We start from the raw sequence: 17,303 nt of genomic DNA on the forward strand, positions 1-17,303 counted from the left end.
TCAAAATCGCCATACTGACGGAGAAAATCCAGCTTTGCGTGGCCAAAGTCCTCGATCTCGTCCCAACCCTCGGCACCACAGATCACCGCGCAGACGGTCAGAAACAGGATATCCGACAGCTGATGCTGCACTTTCCAGGCCTGGCGGAAGTCGGGAACGATCGATAAATGGTGCATAAGGGACGGTGTCAGCATGAGTCATCCATGAGCAAAAGCCGTTAGATGACCACATTAGCTCCTACTGGTAAAGTGCTACGAAGCCCGTCATAGCGCGGTTTTTCATGCGTTTTCCCTGGCCGCGGAACTGGACAGCACCGTCGAAAAACCCACGGTCACCCCGGGCGCCCTGCTGCCGCCCTACGAGGCGCTGGGCGACCTGCTTCTCGACCTCGACCGCCCGGCGGAGGCCTTGGAAGCGTATCAAGCTTCCGACGCGGTGTGGCCCAGGCGCTACAACACCCTGCTCGGCGCTGCCCGTGCCGCCGCCGCTGCAGGCAAAGCCCAGACCGCGGGCGACCCTACGCTACCTTGCTTGACATCGCTGGAGGCTCGGCGAGGCCAGGTGCCATCGAGGCGCAAGCGTATTTGAAGCGATAGGCTCGCAGTTCCCTGGCCGGCGTCCGGGGGAGCGCCGGGACTGCGCTACCCCTCCGTGCGCGCTCCCGGGGCGACCTGCTGGGGCCTCATGACCCCGGGGCGGGTCGCTTCCATCGTGCTCTCCACAGTCATTGACTCCGTGCGGGGTAAGCAGCGATGCAGGAGTACCAGGACCAGCGTCGGGCGATGGTGTCGTCTTCGCGTGGCCGCGGCATACCGCCGGCCACCGCCGGCGCTGTCATCGCGCTGGTGCTGGCGTTACTGTCGCCGGTGGCCGAGTCCGGGGAAAGCACCGACATCGTCTGGCACGCTGCCCTGGAGGTGGCCACCGGAGAGGCCCACAGGGGCCCCTGGCGCATGAACGAGTCGGATTTCCGCTACGTGGACGACGCTTCGGTAGCATTGCACGAGGACGGCATGGCAGCGGTCGTCTGGGCCGACCAGGCGCCGCAGGAGGAACACAAGTTAATAAAGAAATCACTAAAAGTCAGAAACCGGCCAGGAGCCGACCTTCAGGGTATTCTGATATAGTGCCAGGCATGAGCCGCGCCGCGGCGGTTGCCGTCAAGAACTGCGACCGCGTACCTATGTCGATCGGGCGGGCAAAATCATCCAGCGACATCTCGGTGAGCGGGATTCCCTGAACGTCGTCCATGCTGATGGCGTTGAAGTCCGATTTCAAGCTTACCTCCCGCGCAACGGAGCGCGATGCGTTTTGACGGCTTCTGGTTAACAGGGCCGCCGGGCGTATTTCGCTTCCTGACCCTGGCCGGTTGCGAGAGCGTAGCGGCGCATCCGCGCCGAAGCGTCGCTGAAGGAGACTCACCGAAACAGTCCCGATACTGCTCGGAGAATCATCCTGGAATCGGGGACAGACCACGGTTCAGGACTGTCGCGAGAAACTGTGGCCTGCCCCCTGTTTGGCTATGCGGAACTTGTAAATGCCGGCGGCCACGACGAACGTGATGGCCACAGCTGTCATACTCACGAGATCAAGGCCGCCCCTGTCTGTCCATTTCGCGAGTTGCCAGCTCACGACGCTGATCCACGCGATAGACAGCGCGACCGACCCGAGCGCGTAACCCAGTGGCCACGCCGAACTCTGCGCGGTTAGCAGATCTTCGTCGCCTCGAGTTATCAGATCTGCTCGGCGCGCGAGTGCCGCCGCGCGGAGCAACTCGCGGTGACGTCGTGCGGGCCAGCCGATCGCGGTGCCGAGCAGAATCGCAAGGACGAGCGGGAAGTTACCGACGACGATAGAGAGGTCCAGCGCGACGCCGCTGATCGGCACGAGTAGATTCGCCAGGCGATCTTGCTGTTCGTCAAAGCGTTGTTGCAGACTCTGCAGTTGAGCATTGAGCCCTGCAAGCATCGTGTCTCGATCGCTCAACCAACTTTGCAGCGCTTCGTTCGCCGCATGGAACGATGGCGGGCTGATCAGCGCGACTTCGAGTTCCTTCATTTGGAGCACTGCATCGTCTTTGCCGACGACGGTATGCCACCATTGCGGATCGTCGGGTGGACCGAACTCGACTGCGCGCAAATCGTCGAGGTAGCTATCGGCCTTCTCGCGCATCTCTGCCCAGAGTGGGGCGTTTGGAAACGTGTTGGCCAACTTGGCAAACTGCTCCTTGATCCGCAGAGCCCCTGTTTCCAGTTGCGGAACCTTGGATTGCCAGTTCTCGTTGACGTGCGCGAATTGCGGAGCGATGACGTGACGGTCTATGAGTGGCGTCAGTATCGTTCGCAGATCGGCGCCCGTGGAGGCGGCTCGTACGCGCTCGCTCAACCCTTCCTGCTCGATGCGCTTTGCAAAGAAACGGACCCGAGCCGAATCCTGAAGTCGCGGTGCGGGCTCTTGTACGGCTATCGGAGCCTGAACGGCAAAGTTGGCGCCGCGCTCGCTGCCTGCTTCGTCCTGTTCACCGCTGGTCGATTCACGAATGAATTCAACTGCGCGCTGTAGGGCATCGAAGTCCGCTTTCTTACGAACGAGCATCGCGTCGAGGTCGTCTCGCACCTCCTGCATGGCGGTCTGCTGCGACCTGAGATTGGCGCGGAGCTCGTCTGAGGTCTGTTTCAACGCCTTCGACTCCGCCGCAACCTTGGCACGCTCGACCTGCGCAGCGACGAAGGGGCCGAAAGTCATCACATGGAAGACGAGCATGACCAGGACCGTGACCAATCCCCAACGGCAGGCGCTCTCGTAGCGCGTCACCGCGCTCGTCAAGAGCGATCTTGCCAAATCTTTATCGATGGCCATAAAGGGATTCTCGCAGCAGCTAAATCACTACCGGTAATGACCGATTTGGGTCGTCAACTGCCTCGACCATCTCATCAACATAGCCTAAAGTTCCACATTCGGCCTAGGCTGTGTGAAAACGTTTGAAGCGTCTGCCAGTGGTCAAAAACTGGCCAACATTGGTGCTCTCTCGCAAATTCCGAGGAGGTTGCATGGCAAAACCACTCCAGATTTCGCGTACGAACGCCATCTTCAGTAGGGCCCACGAGTTTTCACACAGCCTCGGCCAGAAGCTGACATTCAACTTAATCTGACATAACGCGCTAGCGCAGCTGCGGCGAAGTCATCGGTGCAGCGCCTCGTTAAGTTATTGGTGAGCGAAAGCCTCTAGAAGCTCCTCGTTTTCATCCTGCAGCTCCTTAATCTTCTCCTGAAGACGTAAGCACTCGTCCGGAGAAAAGCATCTGACAACAGCGGCATCGCGGTGCTTGGTAACCTTTCTCCCCATTGGAAAGTCGCTGGAGATGACTGCCTACTCGCGCAGTCGCCGACTAAACGTACTGAGTTTCCTGAGCCGCCGAGGTAAGCTGGTCTATCAGACCACCACCGAATTGGTGACGACAGAGACGGTCATCGCCGCCTTCGACCACTTCATTACCCAGAAGTCCCCGGACACCTTCGCGATCGTGGTGCTGGACAATGCCAGCATGCATCGTTCTGCGTCATTCAAGCGCAAGCGCCTGGAGTGGCTGGACCAGCGGATCCACGTGGTACATCTGTCGGCCTACTCGCCAGAGTTGAACATGATCGAGATCCTCTGGCGCCAGGTCAAGTATGCCTGGCTGCCGCTGACCGTCTATGAAAGCTTTGCGACGTTGCGCAGCGAGGTAGAACAAATCCTGTCAGGCTACGGAACGGAATACGCAGTTTCATTTGCATAGGAACTTATGACCACGCTCGTTTCAGTGGCCGATTGTCAGATGATTGGCATCACCACACACTCAGCTCTTCCGGGCAGCGTCGGCCGACACCGCCCATACTCCGTGCGGGCCCGGCCCGACCTCAATCGTGGCGACTTTCTCGCGGGTGGCGACGTCGAAGACTACGAGGGTTCCGTTCGTGTGGTCGGCGACCGCGGCGAGCTCCCCATCAGGGGTGAAGTTGACGTGGTGGGGACTCCCCGGGATCCCGAGACGGGCCAGGACCTCGTAGGTGGCGGTGTCAATGACGATCGCCTCGCGGGTGTGATGATCGGTGACCCAGACCTCGCCCCCTTCAGGCGTGAACGCGAGGTGGTGGGCCTCTTCCCCAACCGGCATGGTCTCCAGAAGCTCACCCTCCGCACTGAAGGCGTGCACGAGACCACGCCAGTCCGTAACCCAGAAACGTCCGTCGGGGCCAAACAGGATGTTGTGCGGGGACTGGCCGGTCGGGACGTAGTCGACGACCTCATGCGCGTCGAGGTCGACGATGGCGAGCTCGCCGGTGTGGTTCAGCGTTACCCAGGCGGTCATCCCGCCGGGGGCGATCGCCGTGTCGTGTGGCTGGCCCCGGAGGGGGATGCTGGTAATGTGCTCTCCGTCGAGGGTGACAAGGTCGAGTCGCTCGGCCATCTCGTTCGCGACGACGAACAGGTCGCCGGTTGCTTTCACGTCGTGGGGGGTGTCACCGAGCTCGACGAAGGTGAGTTCCCCGTCACGGACGATAGCGAGCTCGGTTCCCCGGTACAACGTCCCGGCGGCGGTCCCATCCTCAGCGACAGTGACGTTATGCGGACCACTCGGCGTGTTGTACCCTTCTATCACCTCCCGCGCATCGAGGTCGACAAGAACAAACCGCTCGGCGTCCTCGACCCCGACCCAGACTAGCCGCACGCCCGGCTCAGGGGTGGGCGTTGAGGCAGGGGCCAGTTGCCAGCCCGCAAGCACCGCCGCTACGAACGTGACGAAAAGCCACCGCAGGATGCGATACCCTTCCGCAGCCGTGCCCGCCCGACGGTAACCAACTGCTGAGCAGCTACCGTTACCGCCCCTTCTGCAGGTGCGCAGGTGTGCGCCCAGGCTGATCAGCCATTCGCCTCCAGCCCTGGTCTGCTGGGTGGGGGACTCGGTGCCCGAGTCCATGTTGCCAACGATAGGAAGATGGAGGAAAAGTAAAATTGACATGGACGTTCCTGATACCGGTGAACAAGCAGGTTTACGCCGTTTCAATGACTCTCTAGGGTTCCGCTCTTACTACACTAAAGCTACTGCAGGTCCTGGCTGAGGTCCAGCCAGGTTAGGGCAGACTTAACAGTCATGCACCAGCCGCCATTTGGTTCACTTCATGGTTCCCCACACACGAGACCGCAACGGTCAATGTAAACTGCTCGCCATTCAATTCGACATTCAATGCCCGGGTCTTATACTTTAGTTCGATGGACAATTCGCTGACCCGAGACCACGCGAGAAGATCGAGGTGAATGGAGCCGGCAGCTGTCCGAAGCGGGATCGCAAGGCGAAGATCCCAGTTTAGCTCTGACAGATGCAGCTCCCACGCGAACGCATGCTGAAAATCAGCCTCGGAGTGAAACACTGCCCTCTTTCAAGCCAAGGCTTCCATGATTCTCGTTGGTTCCACGAATTTGTCACCGCGCTACCTGGTCCATGAGCTGCATAACTGAGATTAGACAGCATGCTCTATTATTAGGTCATCGTGCCGGCGCGTTCAAGTCAACAAATGCTCTTGCTCAGTCAACATTAACCCACTAGACCTCACTAAAAATTAATAATAACTCGTCAGTATGACACGGACAATCGTCCCCTTAACATTTTCCGGAACGTCCGCATTGGCTAGTAAGTTGCCTTGCCTTTCCATCAGATTATACTAAACCCCCCCCCCCACTTTGCCAGAAGCTGACCCCAACGGACAGCGCCTTTGACGCGTCCGCTGGATAGTTGTTTAGCCTATTATGAATCCGAAAGACTTGTTACAAAGTTGACAGCTTTATTTAGGTGCTCGGCTCCACGAACCCAGCGAGGATGGCTCGTACGCAAGCAGTGAATATTGCCAATCTTGAAGTGCCATAGACGGCGCGGCTCGAACACTTCAACCGTCTTATAGCCAGGGAAGCACTCCTTAAGGTACCTGTCTCGTGTCGGACCAGTTGTAAAGATGACTACCTGCGGTTGGAGGATATCGATCTGTGCTCTCAGCAGATCATATGAAAGCTGCTTGGCAGCACGGAAGACGTCATCTGGGAGTCGGAGGGGACTTCCCGACTCAAAGCTTACGCAAAACTGGTTTGACCAAACCGCTGCATCTCGCGAGCCTGGCGCAACCTGAGACGAAACGTGCCTGTAGAACTGCAAGAACTTGCTTCGCCTAGCTCCATAGGACGCAAACTCCCGGGCACACTGCATTGAAGCATCAACTCCTGCGTCATTCACCAGCCTTGTATTGCGGAGTTCACATGATTCATTCCGCCATCCTCGGGTCTCTTGTCCCACGACTATGACTCGCGGATTGCTGGCGAAGTAGCTCTCAACTGGGCATGGGAGAAAGACACCGGACAGAGCATCCGGGGCAGAAAATAGAGTTTCCAGATCTGCGCGCTTTAGCGCTTCTATATAAGCCGACCTCAGCTCTTCTACCGCTTCAGAGTGCTGTGACAAGCGTTTTACCCTTTCGGCCTCCTCGCGCGCCACCCAGCAAACAGATACATCTCCGTGCTCTATGCGTAGCAGTGCTCCGTCCGCGGGTTCAGCGCAATGGGACCGCCTGTGGGACATTTCCTCATCAACTCGCAGCAGCAGTTTGTGGTGGTACTTCTCTGCGAAAAGCGCATCAGCAACTACATCATCGAAAACGAATCTGGAGTGCCCAACACCGTGCTCATCAGGCCAGCTACAGAAAACGGCCGAGCCGTTCACCTGCGTGCGGGAGACCGATAAGGGGAGCTCTACGGGTAGCGCGGAGTAACCTCGGCTTTGGTCGTCAAAAAGCTTATTCATCAATTATCCTCGTGCTAGCCATATAACACTGACTGACATGCCAGAAGAACTTTCCAGCATGTCAGCTTTGGGGCGAGGCTGTGTGAAAACGCTTGGAGCGTCTCGGGCCGGTCAAAAATTGATCAAAAATGGTGCTCTCTCGCGCATTCTGAGGTAGTTGCAAGGCAAATTCTCTCCAGATTTCGCGTACAAGCACCATCTTCAGGAGAGCCGAGGAGTTTTCACACAGCCTGGGTCGATTGCTGCCCTTTAATCGCGCAGATAATCTTTGCTCCTACGAAATCCGTTACACTGCCAAGCGCGGGTCGCAATTTTCGACCAGGCACGCTACCGCCGGGAAGTACAGCTTACCGCCCCCCTTCCTTGGCGGTCGCAGGCCGCCGGCGTGCCTCCATCGGGATAACATTGGAATCCGATTGGAAACATTCATTAACACTCAGCTTACTAAATGATGCTTCGGCTTGCGTAGCCGAATCCTGAGAAAAAAGTCGTAGGAGGCTGGCACCTTTGGCTGGCTCCACCGCTCAGGGCTTGAAGTGCTCCTCGCCGTTGATGCGCTGGCGCACCCGCTTGATGTCATGGGTGAGATCCTCGAGCTCCTCCACGGTGCAGGTCATTTTCCGCACCGTATGAGCGGCGAGTTCCTCGTCGTCGCCGAGCCAGGCGATGGTGCAGTCGCTGCGTGGCAGGGCGCGACAGGCGAGCACCAGGCCGGCGTCACGCTCCTCCTCGCTAAGGGAGAAGCGAGTTTGGGGGAGCATCTCGATCTCGCCGTCCACCAGCCGCGACTTGCAGGCGCCGCAACGGCCTGCCTGGCAGCTGTGGGGGTAGGCGATGCCCGCCGCCAGGGCGGCATCGAGTACGGTCTCTCCCGCTTCCACGGTGACGGCCGTGCCCGCTGTCTTTATTTGTACGCTGTGGCTCATTTTCTTGTTCTCCGAACGTCATTGGTACGCTTCCTGACCCGGACAGGAGGCGAGTTTCATTCAGGCGGCCTGCGAGACCCGAGGGATTGCCGGGGTGGCCTCATCCGCTTCGATCGCGACCGGTGGCCGGAAGCCCTTGAGGCGCAACGCATTGCTGAGCACACAGATGCTCGAGGCGGCCATGGCCACGGCGGCGAAGATCGGCGAGAGCAGGATCCCGATGGCGGGAAACAGCGCGCCGGCGGCCACCACCTTGTCGGTGCCGAGGCGACGGGCGATGGCCTCGGCGATGGGATGTTCCGACTGGCGCTCCACCGACGCCACCAGGTGCAGGGTGTCGAGTTCGTCGAAGTCAACGGCCACCACCAGGTCGGTGAGCTCGGGCCGGCCCTTGGTCAGGGTGCCGGTCTTGTCCAGCACGATCACAATAGTTGGTGACCTTGTCCACCATGGCCTGGATGAGCAGTTTCGAGCCCTGGGCCTGCTCGACCATGCGTACGATCTGCGCGAGCAGGGTATCGGCGCCGACCTTGGTGGCCTCGAAGGTGAAGCTGCCCACCTTGTTGATGGTGCCGCCCACCACGTCCACACCGGCCTCCTTGCGCACCGGCACGGGTTCGCCGGTGATCATGGACTCGTCCACGAAGGAACTGCCCTCGATGACCGTGCCGTCCACCGGGATCTTCTCGCCGGGACGCACCAGGACGATGTCGCCCTGGCGCACCTCATCGATGCCGATCTCCATTTCCTGGCCGTCGCGGACCACGCGGGCGGTCTTGGCCTGGAGTTTCATCAGGGCCTTGATCGCCTCGAAATAGCGGCCGACAAGAATCAGCGTGATGATCACCGCCGACGCCTCGAAATACACGTTCACCGTGCCGGCCGGCAACACCTGGGGCAGGTAAGGTGGCCACCACCGAATAGCCCCAGGCGGCGGAGGTGCCCAGCATTACCAGGGAGTTCATCTCCGGGTCGCCGCGCATCAGCGCGGGCCTCGCCTTCGCGGTCGCTATAACGCTGCGCTTCATCTTTCGGGCACGCAGCCTGGGGTTCTCAGTGGACCAGGTGGCTGACCTGCTCGCCCTGTGGCAGGATCGCAACCGTGCCAGTTCGGACGTGAAGGCCGTCGCTTACGCCCATATCGAAGAACTGGACAACAAGATCGAGAAGCTGATGTCCATGCGGCGGACCTTGCAGCACCTGGCCGAGCACTGCCAGGGAGACCATCGCCCGGATTGCCCGATCCTCGGGGATCTGGCCGGAGCCACGGATCCGGTCGATGCCTCCCTGTCACTGGATCACCCGGCAATGTCGGTCTCGGTGCGAGACACGGTCAGTCACTCATGACCGATGCGGTGGCAGACATTCAGCTCCTTTTCAGGATCATCGGTTACAACGGGGACTCCCCTGATCGAATCAAGAGGTAGTGACATGCGTAAGAGACTGTTGGTAATGGCCTTTGGAATGTTCTCGACCGCCGCCATGGCAGCAGGCGAACACGCTGGCCAGCACGCTGAGCAAGGCGATGCCCGGGTAGATCGGACCATCAGCTTCGAGGCCGGCGACATGTGGTTCACCCCCGGCAAGCTGGATATCGAGCCGGGCGAGACGGTGAAGTTCGAGATCGCCAACACCGGCAATCTCGAGCACGAGTTCGTGATCGGCGATGCCCAGGCCCAGGAAGCGCACCGCAAGATGATGCAGGAGATGGGGGCGGCCGGGCATGGTGGGCACGGCGACCATCATGGCCACGACATGGCCGAAGGCGAGCACGGTGGCCAGATGCCTTCGGTGACCATCGCGCCGGGTGAAACCACCACCCTGGTATGGACCGCGCCCGCGGAGGTCGATAGCCTGGAGTTCGCCTGCAACCTTCCCGGCCACTACGAGTCGGGCATGTCGGGAATGATCGATATCCAGGGCTGACGCATGAAGCTGTTGCTTCTCGAAGACGATGACCTGCTGGCCGAGAGCCTGGCAGAGACCCTTGAAGACAACGGCTATCGCATCGACTCGGCCACGAGCATCCGTGAGGCCGAGTCCTTGATGGCGACCGAAGACTACGCGCTGGCGATCCTCGACCTCGGCCTGCCCGATGGTTCGGGGCTCGACCTGCTGGAGCGCTGGCGGCATCAGGGGCATGACTTGCCCGTTCTCGTCCTCACGGCCCGGGATACCTGGGAGGACAAGGTCGTCGGGCTGCGGCGTGGCGCGGATGACTATCTGACCAAGCCGTTCCACGAAGCCGAGTTGCTGGCCAGGCTGCACGCGCTGCTGCGGCGCCGCTCCGGCGGCGGGGTCCATGGCCTGACCCTCCACGGCATCCGGCTCGATGAGGACACGCAGCGTGTCAGTACCGATGGGTCGACCTGGCAGGCCCTGACGGCCACCGAGTTCCGGCTGCTGCGGTATCTGATGCATCACCCCGACCGGCTTCACTCCAAGTCGCAACTCCTCGACCAGCTTTATGCGCTTGAGCAGGATGCCGCCGCCCCGAACCTGGTCGAGGTCTATATCGGCCGCTTGCGACGTCGGCTCGGCAAGGATGTCATCCAGACCCGGCGTGGCCAGGGGTACATCTTTGTTTCGCATTGATCGGCGCAGCCTGCGCTTCCACCTGTTCACCTGGTTGTGTGGTGTCGCCCTGGTCGTCGTCGGGACGACCTGGCTGCTGCACGGCTTCCTGTTGCAGGATCTGGCACGGGACTTTCTCGGCGAGCGTCTGCGTCAGGAGGCCAGCCATACCCTGCAGCAGCTTCGCCAGGACCGCTCCTCGGCACCTTCCCTGCTTGATTCGGCGAGCCAGGGGTACCAGGTGTTCCATCACCTCTATGTGCTGCAGCTGAATGGCGAGGTCACCACGTCCCATCCGCGCTGGTTGGCGCCACTCGAGCCCCACCTGGAGGGGGAGGACGATGCCCTCGTCGATGTCGTGTGGCAGGACCGCCAGCTACTGATCCATCGCCGCGCCTTCACGCTGGAGGGGGGGCGGGGGGTGTTGCTGATCGGTGAGGATTTCGCCCCAGTGAAGGCGGGGCTGGCGACGCTGCACTGGTGGGTCGGGGGCATTGCCGGCCTGCTGCTGGTGTTGCTGTTCGCCCTCAACCTGATGGCGGTCAACCGTGGCTTGCGTCCGCTGTCCCGGCTGCAGCGTCAGCTCCACGAGCTGCAGTCGGGCAGTCGGCATCGACTTGACCTCGAGACGCCCTCCGAACTCGATGACCTGGTGGCGCAGCTCAACCGCTTCATGGACGAGATCGACAGGCGCCTCGAGCGCTCCCGCGAATCCGTCGCCAACCTGTCGCATGCGCTGAAGACGCCCCTGGCGGCCGTCACCCAGGTGCTGCGGGGCTCCCGTCCCATCGATGACGAGCGCCGCCACAGGATGCTGCAGCGCCTGGAGGACATGCATGCCCAGCTCGCCGCCGAGTTGCGCCGATCGCAGATCGCCGGGCCCCATGCCGGCCAGGTCACGCATCTGCGACGGGATGGCGAACGACTGATCGAGATGTTCGGCGTCCTCTATCCGGACAAGGACTTCCGCCTCGAGGTCCTTCCCGACGGTGAAGCCTGCGCGCCGATCGAATCCCGGGACTTCTCGGAGATGCTGGGCATCGTGCTCGACAATGCCGGGAAGTGGGCCGAGCGCGCGGTGGTCTGTCGCCTGGAACTGGCGTCATCGCTGAGGATCACCGTCGAGGACGATGGCCCCGGTGTGACGCCGGATGACATTCCGCTGCTGGGCCAGCGGGGGAGGCGTCTCGACGAGAGTCGCCCCGGCCACGGCCTGGGGCTCTCCATCCTTCGGCAGCTGGTCGAGCAGTATGGTGGCCAGCTGCGGTTCGACGTCGGTGCGCGAGGAGGCCTGCGGGTGGTGCTCACCATTGCCCATGGCGAGCCGTGTCCCTGACCGCGCCATTCAGCCTTGTTTCAGCTTGGTGGGTCACTATCGACTCCTGTTTCATCCCCTGACAGGAGACACGCATGGCAAGCTCGAAAGCTGCTGCTTTCCCTCTCTCGCGCCGCCAGATCCTCCAGGGCGGTGCCGCCCTGGGGCTGAGTACGGCGGCTTTGGGCCTGCAGCCGACCTGGGCCAACCCCTGGGGGCAGAGCACGGGCTATCCCAAGGGCGTCGAGGAGGGCCCCGAGGTCGCCCTGGCCATCCGCCGGGAGTCGCTGCCCATCGACGGCAGGGCCACCCGCCCGATCAGCATCAATGGCACCAGCCCCGGCCCCCTGATCCGGCTCAAGGAAGGACAGGATGCCGTCCTCAAGGTCACCAACCTGCTCGAGGAGCCGACGTCCATCCACTGGCACGGCCTGATCCTGCCCGCGGCGATGGACGGCGTGCCGGGGATCAGCTTCGCCGGCATCGAACCGGGCGAGACCTTCACCTACCGTTTTCCGGTCCGCCAGAACGGCACCTACTGGTATCACAGCCACTCGGGGTTGCAGGAGCAGCTCGGCCATGCCGGGCCGCTGATCATCGATGCGGCCGAGCGGGAACCCTTCCGCTACGACCGCGAGCATGTGCTGCTGCTCACCGACTGGACCTTCGAGGATCCGGCCAGGGTGTTCCGTCACTTGAAGATCGGCGAGGGGTACTACAACTTCCAGGAGCGCACCATCGCCGACTTCCTGGCCGATGTACGCGCAGACGGCTTCGCCGACACGGCCAGGAGGCGCGCCATGTGGGCCCGGATGCGCATGAGCTCGCGGGATATCGCCGATGTCACCGGCAGCACCTATACCTACCTGCTCAACGGGCATGCCCCGGGAGAGAACTGGACGGCGCTGTTCAACCCCGGCGAGCGGGTTCGCCTCCGCGTGATCAATGGCTCGGCGATGTCCTACTTCGATGTGCGCATCCCCGGGCTGAAGATGACCGTGGTGGCCGCCGATGGCCAGCCGGTACAGCCGGTGCCCGTCGACGAGTTTCGTATCGGGGTCGCCGAGACCTATGACGTGCTCGTCGCGCCCGAAGCCGATACCGCCTATACCCTGTTCGCCGAGGCCATGGACCGCAGCGGCTACGCCCGCGGCACCCTGGCACCACGCGAGGGCATGACGGCGGCCATCCCGGAGCCTAGAAGGATTGCCGACCGCGGCATGGAAGCGATGGGCGCGCATGGCGGCATGGATCACTCAAGCATGGGCGACATGGATCATTCCACCATGGCGGGCATGGACGACTCCAATATGCCGGGCATGGATCACTCCGATATGCGGGGCATGGACGACGCCACCATGGGCGACATGGAGCCTTCCGCCATGGCGGGCATGGACCACTCCACCATGGGGGGCATGGGCGAAGCCTCGTCGTCGGGAGAGGGGGAGGGCGCCATGCTCCCCGCCGGCGCCGCCCAGCCCGGCTCCCAATACGACCAGGCCGGTATCGGCATCGATCCTGACGAACGCCGCGTGCTGGTATATCGCGACCTCAAGGCCTTCACGCCGTGGCCCGACCGGCGTCCGCCCGGGCGTGAACTGGAGCTCCACCTGACCGGCAACATGGAACGCTATATGTGGTCCTTCGACGGCAAGAAATTCAGCGAGGTCTCTGGCCCCATCCATTTCCGGAAGGACGAGCGCCTGCGCCTGATCCTGGTCAACGACACCATGATGGAGCATCCCATCCACCTCCACGGCATGTGGATGGAACTGGAAAACGGTGCCGGTGAGCTGATCCCCCGCAAGCACACCCTGAACGTCAAGCCGGGGGAGCGGGTGTCCGCCCTGATCACCGCCGATGCCGAAGGCAGTTGGGCGTTCCACTGTCATCTTCTCTACCACATGGATGCCGGCATGTTCCGGGTCGTCAAGGTCTCATAAGGAGCCTGCATGAAAACCAGGACTGCATTGCCCGTTAGCTGCGCCGCCCTTGCCATGCTGACGATGACCGGGGTTCACGCCGAGGATGGCTATGATGCCCCGGCCGACTGGCCATCGCCGATGGAGGAGCACCTCACGGGCGCGGTGCTCGTCGAGCGCCTCGAGTATGTCGTCCCCGACAAGGGAGACGAGGCCTGGGTCTGGGACTTCGATGCCTGGTATGGCGGCGATGTCCATCGCGTCTACCTCAAGGGCGAGGGCGAGAACGTGCAGGGCGATGGCGAGGATGCCGAGTTCGAATCCCTCGACCTGCTCTACAGCCGCCTGATCGACGACTTCTGGGAGCTCCAGGGCGGCATCGGCTATCAAGGCGGCATTGCCTCGGACGATCACCCCGAGCGCTATTTCGGTGTGATCGGCCTGCAGGGCTTGGCCCCCTACCGTATCGAAACCGATCTTGCCCTGAGGGTCAGCGACGAAGGCGATGTTTCGGCGGCCCTCGAGGCCGAGCATGACGTACGCCTGACGCAGCGGCTCTTCCTGCAGCCACGCACCGAGATCGTCGTGGCGGGCAGCGAGGTCGAGGAGTTCGGCGTGGGAGAGGGGCTCAACTCGATACGGGCCGGCCTGCGGTTGCGCTACGAGATCAGCCGCAAGTTCGCCCCTTACCTCGGCGCTTACTGGGAAAAACGCTACGGCGATACCGCCGACCTGGCCCGGGTCCAGGGCGACCCCACGGAAGACACCGGGATCGTGGCCGGTGTCAGGCTGATGTTGTAGCGGTGGTGTCTTCCGGTTCTGATCTGGGGGCTATTCAAGCACCTTGCTGCTTTGAGCTTAAAAAATCGATACACGGACTAGCACTTTTCCCGATGTCAGTACCACCTCTCAAGGAGTGTTGGCCTTCAACCACTGCCAGTAGTCTTGAATACCTGTACGGATATCCGTGTACTGAGGTGTGAAACCGAGCTCTCGTTGGGCCAGCGAGATATCCAGCGGTGCTCCCCTGACCACGAAGGGGCCGGGGCCGAGCTGGACGTTGGACCGCTTGCCGATGATATCCGCCACATGTTCTACGATCTGCAGGTGATCGACGGCGACACCACTGGAGATGTTGAAGTTGCGGTGGGTGACGCTCTCCTTCTCGAACAGCTTGACGATCCCGGCCGCCGTGTCGTGGACATGGGTCCAGTCCAGGGCCTGCTCGGAGCCGTTGGGCGCCTGGATGTCGTCGAGCCCTTCCAGCGGGCCGAACATCGCCTGGTAGACCAGGTGCATGTGCGAGGGGCGCTTGCCCGGGCCGTAGACGAAGAACAGCCGCGCGTTGCGCACGTCCATGCCGTAGGTGTCGCTGTATTGCAGCCCGTAGAGCTCGCCGGCGATCTTGGTGGCGCCGTAGAGATCGGTGGCCTTGTAGGGGGTCGCTTCGCTCTGGGGGCCGGGAGCATCACCGTAGACGGCGCCGGAGCTCATGTTGACGACCTTGTCGATGCCCAGGATCCGGCAGATCTCGAGCACGTTCAGGGTGCCGGTGGCGTTGATCGAGATGTGCTTGAAGGGGCGTTGCTGGAAGTGCGGGCCGGCGATGACCGAGACGCCGTGGATCACCCCTTCGAGGTCGTCGCGATGACGCAGCAGGAGCTCGAACATGCTGTGGTAGTCGAGCACGTCGACGCTTTCCAGCACCAGCTTGTCGCGGACCTCCTCCAGGTAGTCGAGCCCCAGCCGGTCGAAATGGTTCGCGGCCATGTCGCAGAGGATGACCTGCTTGCCTTGCTTGGCCAGTTGGTAGGCCACCCAGGAGCCGACGTGGCCGAGCCCCCCCGTGATCAGAACGGACATGATGTGAATCTCCTTGATTGTCTCGGACAGGCGTTGCCTGCCCTAGTTGAGTACCAGGTCGGGCAGGAACATGACGATTGCCGGAAAACAGATGATGATCAGCAGTACCACGAACAGCGGGATGTAGAACGGCATGGTTTCCCGCACCAGGCCCGCGAAGGACATGCCGGTGATCTTCTGTATCGTGAACAGCACGGTGCCGACCGGCGGCGTGATCAACCCGATCATCAGGGTGAAGATCATCACCACGCCGAAATGCACGGGATCGATACCGTATTGCACCACCACCGGCACCAACAGCGGCGTCAGCAGGAACAGCGCCGGTACCGAATCGATGAACAGCCCGATCAGCAGGATGAAAAGCGCGAGTAGCAGCAGCAGGGCCAGCGGGTCGGTCACGGTGGCCAGCAGGAAGTCGGCCACCAGGGCGGTGACCTGGTAGCGTGCCAGAACCCAGCTGTACAGGGCACTGCCGGCGATGATGAACAGCAGGGCCGCGGTGTCGATGGCGGTGGCACGCAGGATATTCAGGAATTCCCGGAAGCTGATCGAGCGATAGACCAGAAACGAGATGATCATGCAGTAGAGCAGGGCGACCACCGAGGCCTCGGTGGGGGTGAACACGCCCGACAGGATGCCCACGATGATGATCAGGGGCGTCAGCATCGGCAGCAGGCCTCGCGTGATGGCGAGGGTAAACTCGCTCAGGCGCGCCCTGGCTCGGGTGGGGAAGCCGCGGCGATGGGAGATGATGGCGACCATCACCATCAGGCCCAGCCCCATGAACAGCCCGGGAATGATGGAGGCCAGGAAGATCGCGGCAATCGAGGCATTGGCCAGAGCGCCGTAGATGACCGCGGGGATGCTGGGCGGAATGATCGGGCCGATGGTCGCCGAGCTGGCGGTGACCGCGGCACTGAAGCCGGTCGGGTAGCCGTCGTCTTCCATGGCCTTGATCTCGAGCGCCCCCAGCCCCCCGGCATCGGCGACCGCCGAGCCCGACATCCCGGCGAACAGCATGCTGGCGACAACGTTGACGTGCCCCAGGCCCCCCTTGAGGTGGCCGACCATGGTGCGGGCGACGTCGAAGACGCGATCCGAGATGCCGGCGCTGTTCATCAGTCGCCCGATGAACAGGAAGGCGGGAATGGCCAGCAGGGTGAAACTGTTGACCCCGTAGAGGGTGCGCTGGGAGATCATTTCCATGGGAATGGCATCGAAGCCACGGGTGTAGCCCAGCACCAGGGCCGAGGAGGCGATCATGGCGAAGGCCACGGGCACCCCCAGCATCAGCAGGACGATCAGGCCGACGAACATGATGACGAAGACTTCCATGGTCAATCACCCCTGCCTTCTTCGGTGGTTGGGGGGCCGCCAGCGATTCGCCGGTAGAGATCGCCAAGGAGCAGCCCGATCATCAGCAGCGCGGAAATCAGCTGGATGAGGTAGATGTAGGAAAAGCTCATCTGGAATGTGCTGGCCATGATGCCGGCGGTGCGGTCCATCATGTTCCAGGCGCCGACCACCAGCATCAGCAGCACCAGCACGCAGATCACGTCCGCCACGCTGGCGGCGATGTTGCGCAGCGACGGGCTCAGGATGTCGGTGACGATGGTGATGCGGATATGCTCCTGGTAACGCAAGGCGAGCACCGAGCCCAGGAAGATCTCGGCCAGGAACAGGTAGCGCGAGGCTTCGTCGGTCCAGGACACGGCAATGCCCAGGGCGTAGCGCGAGATGACCTGGATGGCCATGATGGCCAGCATCAGGGCGAAGGCGGTCATGACGACACCGGTCAGCAATCGCCAGAACAGGTCGAGGGCACGGGTAATGCGTTCCGCGGTTTTCACGGGCGCCTCCGAGGGATGTGGTT

At 61.9% G+C, this 17,303-nt stretch carries 16 protein-coding genes and 1 pseudogene; 8 read left to right on the forward strand and 9 right to left on the reverse strand.

Annotated features, from left to right (window positions below):
• The coding region (locus MKP05_RS07185; RefSeq protein WP_240567687.1) for a transposase family protein at positions 1 to 194 on the reverse strand (194 nt) is incomplete at its 3' end.
• Between the two features lie 558 nt (positions 195 to 752).
• Between MKP05_RS07185 and MKP05_RS07190 the strand changes: the two genes are divergently transcribed.
• Positions 753 to 1,127: a hypothetical protein gene (locus MKP05_RS07190; protein WP_240567688.1), complete on the forward strand. Its 375-nt coding sequence runs from the start codon at positions 753 to 755 to the stop codon at positions 1,125 to 1,127.
• 352 nt (positions 1,128 to 1,479) lie between these two features.
• Here MKP05_RS07190 and MKP05_RS07195 read toward each other — a convergent pair whose 3' ends face one another.
• Positions 1,480 to 2,859: a hypothetical protein gene (locus MKP05_RS07195; RefSeq protein ID WP_240567689.1), complete on the reverse strand. Its 1,380-nt coding sequence runs from the start codon at positions 2,857 to 2,859 to the stop codon at positions 1,480 to 1,482.
• A 482-nt stretch (positions 2,860 to 3,341) separates the two neighbouring features.
• Here MKP05_RS07195 and MKP05_RS07200 point away from each other — a divergent pair.
• A pseudogene (locus tag MKP05_RS07200) lies at positions 3,342 to 3,779 on the forward strand (transposase); the annotation flags it as partial.
• A gap of 60 nt (positions 3,780 to 3,839) precedes the next feature.
• Here the strand turns inward: MKP05_RS07200 and MKP05_RS07205 are convergent.
• From MKP05_RS07205 to MKP05_RS07215, 4 genes are all read right to left on the reverse strand, one after another.
• A complete protein-coding gene (locus MKP05_RS07205; RefSeq protein ID WP_240567690.1) occupies positions 3,840 to 5,003 on the reverse strand; it encodes a YncE family protein in 1,164 nt (387 codons plus the stop codon).
• Positions 5,004 to 7,354: 2,351 nt separating this feature from the next.
• Complete coding sequence (locus MKP05_RS07210; RefSeq protein ID WP_240567691.1) at positions 7,355 to 7,756, reverse strand: 2Fe-2S iron-sulfur cluster-binding protein; 402 nt, start codon at positions 7,754 to 7,756, stop codon at positions 7,355 to 7,357.
• A 60-nt stretch (positions 7,757 to 7,816) separates the two neighbouring features.
• The gene (locus tag MKP05_RS22115; protein WP_439108969.1) at positions 7,817 to 8,182 is read right to left on the reverse strand and encodes an HAD family hydrolase; all 366 of its coding nucleotides are present in this window, start codon (positions 8,180 to 8,182) and stop codon (positions 7,817 to 7,819) included.
• On the reverse strand, positions 8,109 to 8,630 hold the full coding sequence (locus tag MKP05_RS07215; protein WP_439108970.1) for an HAD-IC family P-type ATPase: 522 nt from the start codon (positions 8,628 to 8,630) through the stop codon (positions 8,109 to 8,111). Before MKP05_RS07215 ends, MKP05_RS22115 begins: the two co-directional genes overlap by 74 nt.
• 65 nt (positions 8,631 to 8,695) lie before the next feature.
• Between MKP05_RS07215 and MKP05_RS07220 the strand changes: the two genes are divergently transcribed.
• From MKP05_RS07220 to MKP05_RS07245, 6 genes are all read left to right on the forward strand, one after another.
• Entirely contained in the window at positions 8,696 to 9,103 is a 408-nt protein-coding gene (locus MKP05_RS07220) for a MerR family DNA-binding protein (protein ID WP_240567692.1), read from the forward strand.
• Positions 9,104 to 9,187: 84 nt separating this feature from the next.
• The gene (locus MKP05_RS07225) at positions 9,188 to 9,682 is read left to right on the forward strand and encodes a cupredoxin domain-containing protein (RefSeq protein ID WP_110284318.1); all 495 of its coding nucleotides are present in this window, start codon (positions 9,188 to 9,190) and stop codon (positions 9,680 to 9,682) included.
• A gap of 3 nt (positions 9,683 to 9,685) precedes the next feature.
• Positions 9,686 to 10,351, forward strand: a complete 666-nt coding sequence (locus MKP05_RS07230) for a response regulator transcription factor (RefSeq protein ID WP_240567693.1) — start codon at positions 9,686 to 9,688, stop codon at positions 10,349 to 10,351.
• The gene (locus MKP05_RS07235; protein ID WP_240567694.1) at positions 10,338 to 11,666 is read left to right on the forward strand and encodes an ATP-binding protein; all 1,329 of its coding nucleotides are present in this window, start codon (positions 10,338 to 10,340) and stop codon (positions 11,664 to 11,666) included. Before MKP05_RS07230 ends, MKP05_RS07235 begins: the two co-directional genes overlap by 14 nt.
• Before the next feature lie 74 nt (positions 11,667 to 11,740).
• On the forward strand, positions 11,741 to 13,588 hold the full coding sequence (locus MKP05_RS07240) for a copper resistance system multicopper oxidase (protein ID WP_240567695.1): 1,848 nt from the start codon (positions 11,741 to 11,743) through the stop codon (positions 13,586 to 13,588).
• A gap of 9 nt (positions 13,589 to 13,597) precedes the next feature.
• Positions 13,598 to 14,368, forward strand: a complete 771-nt coding sequence (locus MKP05_RS07245) for a copper resistance protein B (RefSeq protein WP_240567696.1) — start codon at positions 13,598 to 13,600, stop codon at positions 14,366 to 14,368.
• A 108-nt stretch (positions 14,369 to 14,476) separates the two neighbouring features.
• Here MKP05_RS07245 and MKP05_RS07250 read toward each other — a convergent pair whose 3' ends face one another.
• Genes MKP05_RS07250 through MKP05_RS07260 form a run of 3 tightly spaced genes read right to left on the reverse strand, consistent with a single transcriptional unit; the run spans position 14,477 to position 17,280 of the window.
• Positions 14,477 to 15,430 (reverse strand): NAD-dependent epimerase/dehydratase family protein, encoded by a 954-nt coding sequence (locus MKP05_RS07250; protein ID WP_240567697.1) that lies wholly within the window; start codon positions 15,428 to 15,430, stop codon positions 14,477 to 14,479.
• A 42-nt stretch (positions 15,431 to 15,472) separates the two neighbouring features.
• Positions 15,473 to 16,765 carry a TRAP transporter large permease gene (locus MKP05_RS07255; RefSeq protein ID WP_240567698.1) on the reverse strand — a complete coding sequence of 431 codons (1,293 nt, stop codon included), beginning with the start codon at positions 16,763 to 16,765 and terminating at the stop codon, positions 15,473 to 15,475.
• 2 nt (positions 16,766 to 16,767) lie between these two features.
• Entirely contained in the window at positions 16,768 to 17,280 is a 513-nt protein-coding gene (locus MKP05_RS07260) for a TRAP transporter small permease (protein WP_240567699.1), read from the reverse strand.
• Between the last annotated feature and the right edge of the window lie 23 nt (positions 17,281 to 17,303).

Source organism: Halomonas flagellata (assembly GCF_022487945.1).
GTDB classification, from domain to species: domain Bacteria; phylum Pseudomonadota; class Gammaproteobacteria; order Pseudomonadales; family Halomonadaceae; genus Halomonas; species Halomonas flagellata.

Excerpts from the sequence above, each read along its gene's own strand:
- MKP05_RS07255 (WP_240567698.1), bottom strand. The coding sequence starts at position 16,765 with ATGGAAGTCTTCGTCATCATGTTCGTCGGCCTGATCGTCCTGCTGATG.
- MKP05_RS07230 (WP_240567693.1), top strand. The coding sequence starts at position 9,686 with ATGAAGCTGTTGCTTCTCGAAGACGATGACCTGCTGGCCGAGAGCCTG.
- MKP05_RS07245 (WP_240567696.1), top strand. The coding sequence starts at position 13,598 with ATGAAAACCAGGACTGCATTGCCCGTTAGCTGCGCCGCCCTTGCCATG.
- MKP05_RS07250 (WP_240567697.1), bottom strand. The coding sequence starts at position 15,430 with ATGTCCGTTCTGATCACGGGGGGGCTCGGCCACGTCGGCTCCTGGGTG.
- MKP05_RS07240 (WP_240567695.1), top strand. The coding sequence starts at position 11,741 with ATGGCAAGCTCGAAAGCTGCTGCTTTCCCTCTCTCGCGCCGCCAGATC.
- MKP05_RS07205 (WP_240567690.1), bottom strand. The coding sequence starts at position 5,003 with ATGTCAATTTTACTTTTCCTCCATCTTCCTATCGTTGGCAACATGGAC.
- MKP05_RS07190 (WP_240567688.1), top strand. The coding sequence starts at position 753 with ATGCAGGAGTACCAGGACCAGCGTCGGGCGATGGTGTCGTCTTCGCGT.
- MKP05_RS07210 (WP_240567691.1), bottom strand. The coding sequence starts at position 7,756 with ATGAGCCACAGCGTACAAATAAAGACAGCGGGCACGGCCGTCACCGTG.
- MKP05_RS07195 (WP_240567689.1), bottom strand. The coding sequence starts at position 2,859 with ATGGCCATCGATAAAGATTTGGCAAGATCGCTCTTGACGAGCGCGGTG.
- MKP05_RS07225 (WP_110284318.1), top strand. The coding sequence starts at position 9,188 with ATGCGTAAGAGACTGTTGGTAATGGCCTTTGGAATGTTCTCGACCGCC.